This window comes from Acinetobacter sp. CIP 102637, assembly GCF_000368425.1.
GTDB lineage: Bacteria > Pseudomonadota > Gammaproteobacteria > Pseudomonadales > Moraxellaceae > Acinetobacter > Acinetobacter parvus.
Map to the genome: position 1 here is coordinate 36,711 of NZ_KB849434.1, position 12,630 is coordinate 49,340.

Annotated in this window: 14 protein-coding genes and 1 pseudogene; 6 read left to right on the forward strand and 9 right to left on the reverse strand. The window is 42.6% G+C overall.

The genetic code is table 11. The features are described 5' to 3' along the window. Positions 1 to 2 precede the first annotated feature (2 nt). The 7 genes from rpsS to F967_RS00530 form a co-directional block, all read right to left on the reverse strand. Positions 3 to 278 (reverse strand): 30S ribosomal protein S19, encoded by a 276-nt coding sequence (rpsS, locus tag F967_RS00500; RefSeq protein ID WP_004678590.1) that lies wholly within the window; start codon positions 276 to 278, stop codon positions 3 to 5. A 13-nt stretch (positions 279 to 291) separates the two neighbouring features. Continuing rightward, on the reverse strand, positions 292 to 1,116 hold the full coding sequence (rplB, locus tag F967_RS00505) for a 50S ribosomal protein L2 (RefSeq protein WP_004678591.1): 825 nt from the start codon (positions 1,114 to 1,116) through the stop codon (positions 292 to 294). Positions 1,117 to 1,127: 11 nt separating this feature from the next. Next, complete coding sequence (gene rplW / locus F967_RS00510; protein WP_004678592.1) at positions 1,128 to 1,448, reverse strand: 50S ribosomal protein L23; 321 nt, start codon at positions 1,446 to 1,448, stop codon at positions 1,128 to 1,130. Continuing rightward, positions 1,445 to 2,047, reverse strand: a complete 603-nt coding sequence (gene rplD / locus F967_RS00515; RefSeq protein ID WP_004797521.1) for a 50S ribosomal protein L4 — start codon at positions 2,045 to 2,047, stop codon at positions 1,445 to 1,447. The genes rplW and rplD overlap by 4 nt, the downstream gene beginning before the upstream one ends. A gap of 11 nt (positions 2,048 to 2,058) precedes the next feature. After that, complete coding sequence (gene rplC, locus F967_RS00520) at positions 2,059 to 2,697, reverse strand: 50S ribosomal protein L3 (protein WP_004777442.1); 639 nt, start codon at positions 2,695 to 2,697, stop codon at positions 2,059 to 2,061. A gap of 57 nt (positions 2,698 to 2,754) precedes the next feature. Then, complete coding sequence (gene rpsJ / locus F967_RS00525; RefSeq protein ID WP_000070912.1) at positions 2,755 to 3,066, reverse strand: 30S ribosomal protein S10; 312 nt, start codon at positions 3,064 to 3,066, stop codon at positions 2,755 to 2,757. 226 nt (positions 3,067 to 3,292) lie between these two features. Further along, a complete protein-coding gene (locus F967_RS00530; protein WP_004678598.1) occupies positions 3,293 to 4,021 on the reverse strand; it encodes a type 1 glutamine amidotransferase in 729 nt (242 codons plus the stop codon). Positions 4,022 to 4,188: 167 nt separating this feature from the next. Between F967_RS00530 and F967_RS00535 the strand changes: the two genes are divergently transcribed. The 6 genes and pseudogenes from F967_RS00535 (at position 4,189) to F967_RS14400 (ending at position 10,326) form a co-directional block, all read left to right on the forward strand. Continuing rightward, positions 4,189 to 5,382, forward strand: a complete 1,194-nt coding sequence (locus F967_RS00535; RefSeq protein WP_004797523.1) for a PLP-dependent transferase — start codon at positions 4,189 to 4,191, stop codon at positions 5,380 to 5,382. A 19-nt stretch (positions 5,383 to 5,401) separates the two neighbouring features. Beyond that, positions 5,402 to 6,949, forward strand: coding sequence for a helicase HerA-like domain-containing protein (locus F967_RS00540; protein WP_004797525.1), 1,548 nt, complete (start codon positions 5,402 to 5,404; stop codon positions 6,947 to 6,949). A gap of 143 nt (positions 6,950 to 7,092) precedes the next feature. Beyond that, positions 7,093 to 8,304 carry an NO-inducible flavohemoprotein gene (hmpA, locus tag F967_RS00545; protein ID WP_004683279.1) on the forward strand — a complete coding sequence of 404 codons (1,212 nt, stop codon included), beginning with the start codon at positions 7,093 to 7,095 and terminating at the stop codon, positions 8,302 to 8,304. A 79-nt stretch (positions 8,305 to 8,383) separates the two neighbouring features. Beyond that, on the forward strand, positions 8,384 to 8,836 hold the full coding sequence (locus F967_RS00550) for an RrF2 family transcriptional regulator (RefSeq protein ID WP_004660334.1): 453 nt from the start codon (positions 8,384 to 8,386) through the stop codon (positions 8,834 to 8,836). Positions 8,837 to 8,910: 74 nt separating this feature from the next. Next, the gene (gene yihA, locus F967_RS00555) at positions 8,911 to 9,687 is read left to right on the forward strand and encodes a ribosome biogenesis GTP-binding protein YihA/YsxC (protein ID WP_004660333.1); all 777 of its coding nucleotides are present in this window, start codon (positions 8,911 to 8,913) and stop codon (positions 9,685 to 9,687) included. Between the two features lie 129 nt (positions 9,688 to 9,816). Then, a pseudogene (locus F967_RS14400) lies at positions 9,817 to 10,326 on the forward strand (metal-dependent hydrolase). Positions 10,327 to 10,380: 54 nt separating this feature from the next. On the opposite strand, the gene F967_RS00570 reads toward F967_RS14400, so the two are convergent. Both F967_RS00570 and F967_RS00575 read right to left on the reverse strand, forming a co-directional pair. Beyond that, positions 10,381 to 11,622 carry a dicarboxylate/amino acid:cation symporter gene (locus F967_RS00570; protein WP_004760637.1) on the reverse strand — a complete coding sequence of 414 codons (1,242 nt, stop codon included), beginning with the start codon at positions 11,620 to 11,622 and terminating at the stop codon, positions 10,381 to 10,383. A gap of 134 nt (positions 11,623 to 11,756) precedes the next feature. After that, a complete protein-coding gene (locus F967_RS00575; RefSeq protein WP_004678615.1) occupies positions 11,757 to 12,629 on the reverse strand; it encodes an acyl-CoA thioesterase in 873 nt (290 codons plus the stop codon). Position 12,630: the final 1 nt, after the last annotated feature.

Sequence of the window (12,630 nt, forward strand, 5' to 3'; positions counted from 1 at the left end):
TATTAACGTTTAGACTTCTTATCAACACCGTGACCACGATAGGTACGAGTTGGCGCGAATTCACCTAGTTTATGACCAACCATGTGTTCAGTGATAATCACTGGAACGTGGTTACGGCCATTGTGAACAGAAATTGTTAAACCAACAAAGTCTGGCAGGATCATTGAACGACGTGACCAAGTTTTGATCGGCTTACGGTTGTTTGCAGCAATTGCCGCTTCAACTTTAGCGAACAGGTGCGCGTCGACGAATGGACCTTTTTTTAATGAACGAGGCATTAGTCAGATTCCTTTACTTGACGCGACGGTCGCGAATAATCATCTTAGTCGTACGCTTATTGGTACGTGTCTTGTACCCCTTCGCTTTTTGACCCCATGGGCTTACAGGTTGAATACCCTTGCTACGCCCTTCACCACCACCGTGCGGGTGGTCAACTGGGTTCATTGCCATACCACGTACGGTAGGACGAACACCACGCCAGCGTGAAGCACCAGCTTTACCCAATGAACGTAGGTTGCTTTCCTGGTTAGAAACTTCACCAATGACAGCGCGACATTCAACGTGGATTTTACGCATTTCACCAGAACGTAAACGAACGATAGCGTAAGAACCATCACGACCCAACAATTGAACTGAAGTACCAGCAGAACGTGCTAACTGAGCACCTTTACCGATTTTAAGTTCAAGGTTGTGAAGTGTAGAACCGATTGGCATGTTGCGAAGTGGTAAGCAGTTACCTGGACGAATTGGAGCATCGTTACCAGATTGAACTTTATCACCAGCACGTAAGCCTTTAGGTGCAATGATGTAACGACGTTCACCGTCAGCATATTTCAACAAAGCAATATGCGCTGTACGGTTAGGATCGTATTCGATGCGCTCTACAGTCGCTGGAATACCATCTTTGTTACGTTTAAAGTCAACAATACGGTAGTTTTGTTTATGACCACCACCCACATGACGTGTAGTGATGTGACCATTGTTATTACGACCACCAGTACGTTTTTTAGCTTCTACCAACGGTGCATAAGGCGCGCCTTTGTGAAGATGGTCATGAACCACTTTCTCTACAAAGCGACGTCCTGGAGACGTTGGCTTACATTTTTGAATTGGCATAATTTTCGTCCTTATTCCGCTGCGTTGTCAGCGGTATCGCCCAAGTCAGCCATTTCAACATCTTGGCCAGCTTTCAGGGTGACGTATGCTTTTTTAACATCAGAACGGCGTCCCAATGTCTTACCAAAGCGTTTTGCTTTACCCTTGGTGATTGTTGTGTTTACTTTAACAACTTCAACACCAAAGAGTTGTTCAACTGCTTTCTTGATTTCAAGCTTGTTTGCATTTAATGCAACCTTAAACACCTGAACACCAGCAGTATCACCTAAAACTTGTGCTTTTTCTGAGAATACTGGTCCTTGTAGGACTTGATATAGACGTTCGTTGTTCATCCGAGTTCTACCTCAATTTTCTTAGCAGCAGCTACAGACATGACAACTTTATCGAATGCGATCAAGCTAACCGGATCGATTGCAGCAGCATCAACCACATCAACGTGTGGAATGTTGCGCGCTGCAAGATATAAGTTCTCATCTACAGCATCTGTAACGATCAATGCACGAGTTGCATTCAAGTCGTTCAATTTAGCAAGCAAGTCTTTGGTTTTAGGAGCAGCAACAGCAAACTCTTCAACCAATACAAGACGATCCTGGCGAACAAGTTCAGCCAAAATACATTGCATTGCACCGCGATACATCTTACGGTTTACTTTTTGAGACCAATCCTGTGGGCGAGCAGCAAAAGTTTTACCACCACCAACCCAGATTGGGCTACGAATAGAACCCGCACGAGCGCGACCAGTACCTTTTTGACGAAATGGCTTTTTACCACCACCAGAAACATCTGCACGTGATTTGTGAGCACGAGTACCTTGACGACCACCAGCTAGGTAAGCTGTAACAACCTGATGTACAAGAGCTTCGTTAAATTCACGACCAAAAGCAACTTCTGATAATTCAACCGCAGCGCCAGAAACAGTTTTTAAATTCATTCTATTTCACCTTACGCTTTGATGGTAGGACGTACAATCACGTCACCATTCGTTGCACCAGGAACAGCACCTTTAACAACTAAAACAGAACGTTCAGCGTCAATAGATACAATTTCAAGACCTTGAACTGTTACGCGTTCATCACCTAAGTGACCAGCCATTTTCTTGCCTTTGAACACGCGACCAGGAGTCTGGTTTTGACCTGTAGAACCTAATACACGGTGAGATACAGAGTTACCATGAGTAGCATCTTGCGTACGGAAATTCCAACGCTTAACACCACCTTGGAAGCCTTTACCTTTTGATTGACCAGTTACATCAACAATTTGACCAACTGTGAACAAATCAACACCGATAGAAGCACCAACTTCACGACCTTCAAGCTCAGCTTCAGTAACACGGAACTCTTTAACTAAACGACCAGCAGCAACACCCGCTTTCGCGAAGTGACCTTTCTGAGCGTTCGTTACGCGCGATTCGCGACGTTCACCAGTAGTTACTTGAATTGCTTGATAACCATCAGTTTCAAGTGTTTTGATTTGCGTAATGCGGTTTGGATCGACTTCGATCACTGTTACTGGAACAGAAACACCTGCTTCAGTAAAGATGCGAGTCATACCACATTTGCGACCGACTAAACCAATAGCCATGTGCATAAACCTCTAAAAAAGCGGCCTAATTAACTTAGAGTTAATTAACCGAAAGCCTTAACCCAAAGCGATCTGAACATCAACACCAGCAGCAAGATCCAACTTCATCAATGCATCAACAGTTTTATCTGTTGGTTGAACGATATCGATCAAGCGTTTATAAGTGCGGATTTCATACTGATCACGAGCGTCTTTGTTGACGTGTGGTGAAGTAAGAACGTTGAAGCGTTCGATGCGAGTAGGCATCGGGATTGGACCACACACCTGTGCGCCAGTACGCTTAGCGGTTTCTACGATCTCTTGAGCAGATTGATCAATCAGGCGATGATCAAAAGACTTCAAACGGATACGAATTCTCTGGTTAGACATACCAGTAAACTCCAAGCCAAATATATAAAGAATCACCCATGACGCACCTCACCTTTCGGCAAGTGTCAAGGGCAGTGAAATTCACTAAGGTCGTGATCGATGCCACGACTGTAATGCGTTGACTACTTTCTTCGTAGAAAACGCCCTCCATTTGAGGGTCGCCCATTATAGCGACTGTTTAAGTCTTATGCAATTCTTCTTTTCTTTTTTTGGTTTTAAAGCCCGCCTATGCGCTCACCACATAGTCAATCGCCTGATTCAGCAGGGTATTGCCCTGTTCAAATTTGCTTTGATTGGATTTTTTCAACTCTGCAATGGATTGCACATACTCCCCCTTAAATACTGCCATATCCTCCTCATTTTCAATCAATAGCTGTAATGCATGTGGTGTCATTTCTGGGTGGAACTGGAAACCCAGAACATTCCGTCCTATTTGATAAAGCTGGTTACGACACACCCTGTTTTCCGCTAGACGCACACCACCTTTAGGAATTTCAAAGGTTTCACTATGCCATTGCATAATGTTAATCTTCTCGGGAATTTGGAAGCAATCTTCTGGAACGGAAGATGCCCTCCCTACATCCATCCAGCCCAGTTCCTGCTGAGGATTACGACTCACCGCCGCGCCCAGTGCATTGGCAATGAGCTGCCCACCCAGACACAACCCTATCGCAGGCTTGCCTGCGGCCAGATAGCGACGCAGCCAGCGTTTCTCCAGCCTGAGCCACGGATAGTTTGCCTCGTCGTTGACACTCATGGTTCCACCCATAATGATCAACAGGTCAACCTCATCCACACGGGGCAATGCCTCCAACTCAAGGGGTAAATCGACGGGCAAAGCAAAGAATTCTGTAGCGGTAATTTTTGCTTTATGTGCTTTCAGGAAGCTATAGCAACTTCCAAAACCCTCACCTGCAATGTGCTGAAAATAATGCACTCTTAAATGCGACTTCATGCGCCAAAACCTGTTATCGTTAGAATGATAATTAGTCTTAGCAAAAATAAAGCCAGTTTTGTGCTAACTCCCCACTCTGTACCGATTCTGTACAAAATATGCAAACCACTGGCAGGATTGTGTATTTTCTCTTAACCTAAACCATTATATTGCCTAGATTTTGCCCCATGACGACACATAATCATGCTCAGACCGATCTTATCCATGCACCACGCCAAGCTCCCCAATACATAGAAACCATCCAGCCTCCCCTATTTCGTGCATCAACGATTATTTTTAAAACCACGGCGCACCTTTTTGACCGTCACTGGACCGATCCCTACGACTATAGTTATGGCACACATGGTACTCCAACCACTTTCACCTTAGCCGACAATATTGCCCAGATTGAGGGTGGAAAATATTGCCTACTTGCTCCAAGCGGATTATCTGCAATTAATTTGGTAAACAGTGCTTTTTTAAGCTCAGGTGATGAAGTTTGGGTTGCAGATAATATTTATGGCCCGAATCTGGAACACTTAAAGAATCTGCAAGACCGCTATGGCATTCAGGTCAAGATTTACAACCCAATTGATGCGAATAGCTTTCAGCCAACAGAAAAAAGTAAACTGATCTGGCTTGAAGCAGCAGGTTCAGTCACGCTGGAATTTCCCGATTTAAAAAATCTGGTTAGAAAAGCGCAACAAGCCAATGTTTTGACTGTTTTGGATAACACATGGGGTGCAGGACTGGCTTTTAATGCCTTTGATTTTTCTGATGAACATTTAGCGGTCGATATCACCGTGCATGCACTCACCAAATACCCAAGTGGCGGCGGCGATATTCTCATGGGTTCAGTCGTGACCTGTGATCAACAGTTACATCACAAGCTCTATCGCATGCATGCCACTCAAGGTATCTCCGTTTCAGGTGATGATACCGCACAAATCCAGCGTAGTCTGGCGCATATGTCACTGCGTTATGAACAGCAGTCAAAAAGTGCCTTGGCCTTATTAGACTGGTTAAAACACCAACCCCAATTCACTCAGGTACTGCATCCAGCCCATCCAGATTCCGCAGGTCATTCATTCTGGACAGAGGTTTGCACCACAGGCAAAAGTGCAGGCTTGGTCAGTGTTATTTTTAAACCTGAATTTGATATTACTGCGATTCGAAAATTCTGCGATAGCTTAAACTTATTCAAGTTGGGATTTAGTTGGGGCGGCCCTGTCAGCCTGGTTATGCTTTATGATTTAGAACAGATGCGTACGCTTGAAAATACACATTTACAACAAGGTTTATTGGTTCGCTTCTGTATAGGACTAGAACATCCACAAGATTTAATCCAAGATATTCAAAACGCACTAAAACAGCTCGAATGAGATCAAGAATAGGTGAAGCATGGGTACACCAATCGTTATTGCTAAAAAAACCACAGATACAACACAAGATATTGTTTTACATTCTCAATTTGCAAACCGCCACGGTTTGATTGCAGGGGCGACAGGCACAGGTAAAACCGTGACGCTCAAGGTGCTTGCTGAAAGTTTCTCCCGTCTCGGGGTGCCTGTGTTTTTGGCTGATGCAAAAGGAGATGTTTCCAGTTTAGCCAAGGCAGGTGTAAGCAGTCCCAAGTTTGGTGAACGTCTCAAAACACTAAACATTGAATCGGTGCCTTTTGCTGCATCACCCGTAATGTTCTGGGATTTGTTTGGTCAGCAGGGTCATCCAATTCGCACCACCATTTCAGAAATTGGTCCGTTATTGTTGGCGCAGATGCTGAATCTGAATGACACCCAGGAGGGTGTGCTCTCGGCAGTTTTCCGCATTGCCGATGATCAGGGCTTATTGCTGATTGATTTTAAAGACCTTAAAGCAATGCTGACCTATGTCAGCGAAAATGCAGCCGAATTAAAAGCCGAATATGGCAATCTTTCTCCTGCTAGTCTTGGGGCGATTCAACGTAATTTATTGGCGTTAGGTGATCAAGGTGGAGAACAATTTTTTGGTGAACCCAGCCTGAATATCCTCGATTTTATTCAAACCGATACGCAAGGTCAGGGTTATATCAATATTCTGGCTGCGGATAAATTAATGAATACCCCTAAACTATACGCCACATTCCTGTTATGGATGCTCTCTGAACTGTTTGGGCAGCTTCCAGAAGTTGGCGATATGGATAAGCCGAAACTGGTGTTCTTCTTCGATGAGGCTCATTTGTTATTTGAAAATGCCAGTCCAGCCTTGCAACAGAAAATCGAACAGGTGGTCCGCCTGATTCGCTCCAAAGGTGTGGGGATTTATTTTATTACCCAAAACCCACTGGATTTGCCTGAAAGCGTTTTGGGCCAACTGGGTAACCGTGTGCAACATGCGCTACGTGCCTTTACCCCAAAAGATCAAAAGGCGGTCAAAACCGCAGCGGATACCTTTCGAGCCAATCCCGAATTTAAAGTTGATCAAGCGATTACCGAACTTGCTGTAGGTGAAGCATTAATTAGTTGTTTAGATGAACAAGGGACACCGCAAATTGTAGAGCGCGGTTGGGTCATGCCACCTTACTCTTCATTTACACCAATCACGCCAGAAGAACGCCAAGTGATTATTGGGCAAAGTATTGTGGCGGGAGTCTACGACCAAGCCGTGGATCGAGACAGTGCCTATGAAATGTTGCAAAAGAAAGTGCTACAACAGTCTCAACAGAAACAGGCAGATGAGTTAGAAAAGCAGCAAAGCAAAGAACAAGATGCTTTAGCCAAACAACAGGCGAAAGAACAAGAACGCTTTGCGAAAGAGCAACAAAAAGCCGCAGAGAAAGCACAACGAGATCGTGAAAAACTCACCCAAGATATTGTGGGAACTTTTGCCAAAAGTGCAGCACGAAGTTTAGGCGGCTCTACAGGTCAAAAGATCGTTCGCGGTTTACTGGGTTCATTATTTGGCAAATAAAAATCTTTATTATTTTAAAAATCAGGGGATAATCAGTTATCCCCTAGTTTTTTTATGGTTTTAGTCAAAACAGATCTTGCAAATAAATTTTATAAGGTATATTTTAAATACATCTTATAAATGATAGCCAAGAGAGATCACCCATGACTCCGCAGCAAATTGACCTTGTAAAAGCAACTGTACCTGTACTCCGTGAAAATGGTGTGGCACTCACTGGTTACTTTTACAACCGTATGTTAGGTAATAACCCTGAATTAAAAGAAACCTTCAATATGGGGCATCAACGTAGTGGTGCACAAGCACAAGCACTTGCGGGTGCTGTACTAGCTTATGCGGAAAATATTGAGGACCCATCTGTGCTGTTGCCTGTGGTTGAACTCATTGCCCATAAGCATGTCAGCCTGAATATTCAATCACCTGATTACAGTATTGTGGGTGAGAATCTACTGCACTCTATCAGTGAAGTACTGAATATCTCGATGGAAGATCCATTGATTGATGCATGGGCTGCCGCTTATGGTCAATTAGCTGACTTATTTATTAGCACTGAAAAAGCCATTTATGATCAACATCAACAAACCAAAGGCAGTTGGTTAGGCTGGCGTAATTTCAAAATTGCCAAAAAAGTAGTTGAAAGCGATGAAATTACTTCATTCTATCTAGCTCCTGTAGATGGTGGTGAATTACCAAAATATGAAGCAGGTCAATATATTTCAGTTCGCGTGTTTGTGCCTGAACTCAATTTAAGACAACCACGTCAATATACGCTTTCAACCAGCCCTCAAGCAGATTACTTACGTATTTCAGTTAAACGTGAAGATGAAAAGGGTGAGTTAGCAGGTGGCTGGGTATCTAGTACGTTGCATGGTTTGGCTGAGGGTTCAGAAATTGAAGTTTCTGCACCAACAGGTAACTTCTATTTAATTGATAGCAGCAAACGTAATGTATTTATTAGTGGTGGTGTAGGTTTAACGCCAATGATTGCAATGCTCAATCAATTGGTGACTTTAGATATGCCGCAACCTGTAAGCTTTATTCATGCTTGCCGCAGCAGCCAAGTGCATGCCATGAAAAAGCATATCCATGAACTAAAAGCAAAATATCCACGCCTGAGCACATTTACTGCCTATGAGTTCCCACATGAAAGTGATGTGCTAGGTGAAGATTATGACGTTGCTGGCCGTCTGGATTTAGCAGCGATGGATGCCGCTTTACTGCCAATCAATGCAGACTATTATCTGTGTGGTCCAATGCCATTTATGGCAGAGCAGCATAAAGCTTTAGTTGCTCGTGGCATCCCTGCTGAAAATATCCATAGCGAAGCATTCGGTACGGGTGGCGTAAAACTCAGCTAATCGGTGCTGCGTTTTGCATAGGGCTAGTCTATGTTAGACTAGCCCTTTCTGTTTAAAGCAATAAATTGAGTGAAAACCCATGCAACTCAATAAGTTTACTGATTATGCACTCAGAATCTTAATGTATGTCGCTCGTCCGAGTGATGTACCGTATACGATTGCAGATATTGCACGGGACCTGCATGTATCCCAAAACCATTTAGTGAAAATCGTTCACTTCATGGGAAAACAGCATTGGATTGTAACGATTCGCGGCAAAGGTGGTGGACTTCGTTTAAATCCAGAGGCTAAAAGTCTAAAATTAGGTGAGATTGTTCGTATCTTACAAGGCAATCATCAAATCGTAGAATGTAATACGCCACCTTGCGTTTTGCGCTCTCATTGCGGACTTAAAAGTATTTTGGATCAAGCTTTAGAATGTTTTTATCAAAGCCTTGATCAATATACCCTTGGAGAAGTGGTGCAATATGGCATTCTTCCCTCTTCTACAAATTCAAATATTGATTTTTTACAACTCGTTCAAAAAGCCTAAACATCAAGATTCGCACGAATCTCTCACATCCTTTATAATACTTGTTGCTATTTCAATTCAAAAAGTAAGCTTCTATGCGTCGTAGTGAAAAATCGAAAGACACCAAAGCCAAACTCGCACCTAAACAAAAAATCAGTTATGAAAAAAAGACTGATCCTGCTGTAACCGCATATGCAGTGCAGTCTTTGACTTGGTTACGCCAAGCTGAATTTTTGATGAGTGCGCCTAAACTGGATTTGTGCGTAGAAGATACAGGTTATGAAATCGCATTTGCAGGTCGTTCCAATGCAGGAAAATCGAGTGCAATTAATGCTTTAACTAATCAAAAGCAACTGGCACGCGCTTCAAAAAGACCAGGCCGCACGCAAATGATTAACTTTTTTAGCTTAGGTAATCCAGATCAACGTTTGGTCGATTTACCAGGTTATGGTTATGCAGCCGTCCCTGAAGCCATGAAAATCGTATGGCAGAAAGAACTTGAGAACTATCTAATCCATCGTAAAAGCTTACAAGGCTTGGTACTTTTGATGGACATCCGACATCCATTACAACACTTTGACTTAATGATGCTGGAATGGGCACATTCACGTCATTTGTTTGTGCATATCCTGCTTACTAAAGCAGATAAATTAAACCGTGGCCCTGCCAATAAAGTACTATTAGAAATTAAGCAGCAGTTGAAGAAAATGAAACTTGATTTCTCAATTCAATTATTCTCTTCACTCAATCGAATTGGTTTAGAAGAATTGGCAAGCGTCATGGGTGGTCGTTTAAATTTCACACTTGATCAACCAGCAGAATTTGACCTTGATCAGATCCCAGAAGCTTCAGAAATAGACGTAGAAGAATAAATAATGCATTTTATGCAACTTGATGCATAAAATGATTTTTAATTGTCCTGTATTGCTAAACACAAGCACTAGGTAGTTTTCATATACTGCTTAGTGTTGGTTCATTGCACTATCGATTAGGACTAAACGATGAAATTATTATCATTTGTGAAGAACAAAGTCCTTGGTTCTTCGATTAACTATAAAATTCTCCCACGCAAGGTAAAATTTGACTGGGAAAACACACCCGTAGACTGGATTCCCAACCAGCCTTTTGCCAGTTATTTTATTAATGAGATTAATAACATTCTACCTGCTGGTGAGTTTTGGTTTTGCCGCTAACAACGTTATTACATGAGTGTAGCTGTAATCGTGGGTGTACTTGCTTTATGGGTTGATGGTGCGGCACATATCATGGGGCAAGACCCTCGTTTTGCCGACAAAATACCGAGCTTATTTAGACCATGGGTTTGGATGGAATGGTACAAAATTGGTCGTCAAGATAATCAGGTTTTACCAAATCCAATTTGGTTGGTCGCTCGACAAATCGACTATCTCATGCCTTGGTATAATCCTGTGAAAGAAGCCAATACTCAAGATGCTGTGAATTATTTAAATAATTCAACAGCAGCAAAGCGCGCTTTACAACAAGCTGCATAAGCATTGCAATAAAAAAGCAGGAGTCTTCCCTGCTTTTTTATTTCTTAAATCGCATCAACTTGATTCAATTTCTGCTTGCTTAGCATAACGATCAACAACAACGCTGATCATCATATCCCCCTGTACATTCACTACTGTTCGTACAGTATCTAATACTCGATCAATCGGTAATAAAATCGCAATTGCTTCCGCAGGCAAACCAACCGATTGTAAAACCATAATCATGGTCACCATACCTGCGCTGGGAATACCTGGTGCTCCCAATGAAGCAATCATGGCAGTTAAACATACAATAATTTGCTGTGTTAAACTCAAGTCCAAGCCCATCAAATTTGCAATAAATAAAGCGGCGGCTGCCTCATAAAGTGCAGTACCATCCATATTTAATTGTGTTCCTAAAGGAATCACAAATCCTGCCGTCTGTGGTCGTACACCTAAATTTTCTTGTGCACATTTCATACTGAGTGGCATCGTCGCAGAACTTGAACTGGTCGCAAATGCAGTGACCAAAGCAGTACGTGCACCTTTAAAGAAAGTGATTGGATTCATTTTGCCAAAAATCCAAAGTAATGCCGGCAAAACAACAGCACCGTGGAAAATCGTTGTTCCTGTGACAACCGCTGCGAATTCCACTAAACGACTTAACACGGAAAGATCTTCGGTCGCGATCAATTTAGCAAGCAGCGCAAAAATACCGATTGGCGCTAGCTTCATCACCCAACCCACAAGCATCATCATCATGACAAAGAATTGTTGGCAGGTATTTCGAACCAAGCTAAAGCTTTCACCCCCTTTGACTAATGCGACTCCAAGGAATAACGCAAAAACCACAACTGCAAGTACATTACCCTCACTCAATGCTTTAAAAGGATTGATCAAGGTATTTTGAATAAAACTGGTCAGAAAGCTTGAAGGCGTCAGCGTATCTGGCGTCTGGTGGTTTTGCATGGCTTCTTGGAAGATTTGAATATCTACGCCTTTGCCTACTTCAAATAGATGTGCACAACTGATTCCTAAAATCAAAGCTAAGGTTGTTGTCGTGAGACAACTCAATGCTGTAATTTTCCAAACTCGTCCAAATTGTCCACCAGCCTGTAAATTTGAAACACCTACAACGATCGAACTAAAAATAAGTGGGATGAGCAACATTTTTAGTAAACCAATAAAAATACTGCTTAAAATCCCCAACCCATACAAACTATGTTCAGCAAAACTAGTCTGCGGATACAAAGTTAAGAAGAACCCATATATAACACCCAGTACGGCTGCGATTAGAATTTGTGTATTTAAATTCATGCTGATTAATAAAATATTTTAGCTTATGGATACTATGGCACGCTCATATTGAAGAATCGAGCAATTTTTCTCACAACCTTATGACAAAAAAGCCATCTAAACGATGGCTTTAATTTGAGTTTTTCAGCTCTAATTTACTGGGTTTCAATTTCTCTCAATCGAATTAACCCCTCTTGTACAGTGCTACATACCAGCTGACCATTCTGCCACATGCGTCCAAAATTAAGACCACGTGAACTAGCACTAATCGTTGCTTCCATATCGTAAAGCATCCAATCATCAGCACGTAACGGGCGATGGAAATAAATGGTGTGATCAATGCTTGCACATTGTAAATTTGGCGAAATCCAAGATAACCCGTGTGGACGCAGTGCGGTGGTCATCAAAGTAAAGTCTGAATAAAATGCAACGATGGCTTGATGTAATGACACGTCATCAACATTTTCTGCAATACGATCATGGGTACGAATGTAGTGCGCATAATATGGTGCTTCAGGCTGCGGCTGAAAAGGATTAACTGGTCGAGTTGGTCTGATTTCCACATGACGTTCGCGCATAAAACTGGTGCGTGCATTTTCTGGAACGAAATTGAGCATACTTTCTTTTAATTCTTTCTCAGACTTCAGCTCTTCAGGACTCGGATACTCTGGTTCTTTATGTTGATAATTTAAGCCTTCTTCTTGATTGGCAAAAGATACCATCGCCGAAAAAATTGTACGTCCATGTTGGATCGCACGCACTTGTCGACTTGCAAAACTTTTACCATCCCGCAATGGATCAACTTCATAAATGATCGGTGCATCGACATCACCACCATATAAAAAATAAGCATGCAACGAATGTGCTGGACGATCTGTAGTATAGGATGCGGCCCTTAACGCCTGCCCTAGCACCTGCCCACCAAATACCCGTTTACCGACCAGATTGCGGCTGTTGCCTCGGAAAATATGTTCTTCCAACTTTTCCAAAGTCAAAAGTTCAACCAGTTCTTGAGTCAAAGCATTCATG